At 54.7% G+C, this 1,343-nt stretch carries 2 protein-coding genes; both read left to right on the top strand.

Features of this window, described 5'->3' with window-relative positions:
- Window positions 1-579: 579 nt before the first annotated feature.
- Window positions 580-984 carry a hypothetical protein gene (locus tag NW819_RS11255; RefSeq protein WP_011433399.1) on the top strand — a complete coding sequence of 135 codons (405 nt, stop codon included), beginning with the start codon at window positions 580-582 and terminating at the stop codon, window positions 982-984.
- 131 nt (window positions 985-1,115) lie between these two features.
- Window positions 1,116-1,334, top strand: coding sequence for an NAD(P)H-quinone oxidoreductase subunit O (locus NW819_RS11250; RefSeq protein ID WP_011433398.1), 219 nt, complete (start codon window positions 1,116-1,118; stop codon window positions 1,332-1,334).
- Window positions 1,335-1,343 lie beyond the last annotated feature (9 nt).

Genomic DNA, 1,343 nt, shown 5'->3' with positions numbered 1-1,343 from the left:
TTCAAGTTAGATTAAGACACTTTACTAATTGCTACGCAGTGCCGTCCAAACGCTCTGCGCCGCTTCCGCAACCACCCCCAACCCCTCTCCCATAGGGAGAGAGGAGCTAGGAAGCAACACAACGGAAAAGTCTCCTTCCTGCTTAAAGTGTGCTTAAAGTGATTGTATTTAGCAATGCGCAATGCAGCTTCTGTGGGGCAGGGATCCCGTTCGTCCAAAGCCTTAGGGCTGAAAAACCTGCAGGTCATATTAATTAAACTGCGTGCGGAGTCTACAGAGCTAGTTCTGAACAATCCCCTGGATGATGGCTTCCGTAAGGCGGTCTAATCCTCCCAGGTCAGCTCTCTCGTTTTGGGAAAAGGGGTGAGGACAGTCGCCCAGCAGGCCGGAGAGCAGGGGAACTCAAACTGGTCAGAGCAGCCACAAGCACTTGGCCCAGAAAACCTTCTGCCAAGGGGGCACGGCGCTCTCAGTTGGCTTAACATTATTTCATGACTGGGCTTGGCCTTCACCTTGTCGAGGGCAGCTGGCCCGCCCAGGGTTCGGCTCAACTTCCTTCCCATTGCAGGCAAAACGACCATGGTAGGCATCTTCAAGCGCTTGTTCGGCTCGCGCGGCAAAGCTGCGGCCACGTCCTCACCGGAAACTGTTGCTAAGCCAACCCCAAAGAAAGCGAAAAACGACAATACTTTTTTTCTCGACCCAGATGAAGCCAAAACCCTTGGCAACATCGAGTATATGCGCACCCCCAGGATCGTGAAGCACACCTTCCAGGATTTCGGCAGCAAGGAGAAGGTGGAGGTGGTGGAGCAGGTCTCTTCCCTCAGCAAAGTTAAGTTGTCCACAGAGCAAGCCAAAACTCCTGAAACTGCTGCTGAGCAGGGATCCTCCGCTTCAAGCAGCAGCGGAGCAAGCCCACGCCGTCAGGGGGGATCGGACATGGATACCTTCCGCAATATGGCCCGCAGCCTGAGACGCAAATAGGCCAAATTCAGGTTGATCCCCGTCAGAGCCGAGCCAGAGGCTGGATCCCAGCTTTCTTCTTCACGGCAGCGGCAGGCGTGATACAACTGCTATCGAGCCGACTAATCCGCGACTGAACTTGAGGAGGAGCAATGGCAATCAAGCGAGGCACCCTGGTGCGGGCCATCCGCGAGAAACTGGAGGGTAGCTTAGAAGCGCAGGCAAGCGATCCTTTTATTCCCAACTACGTTTTCGAGACCCCCGGAGAAGTGGTGGATATCAAAGGTGACTACCTGCAGATTAAGTTTGGGGCTGTTCCCACCCCTACGGTTTGGCTGCGGGCGGATCAGGTTCAGGAGATGGCGGGTTGAGTAGAAGCA

Origin of the sequence: Synechococcus sp. R8-2, from assembly GCF_047461715.1 — a bacterium.
Taxonomy (GTDB): Bacteria; Cyanobacteriota; Cyanobacteriia; order Thermostichales; family Thermostichaceae; genus Thermostichus.
Note: the sequence above shows the minus strand (reverse complement) of the source record. Positions and strands in the feature narration are given on the sequence as shown.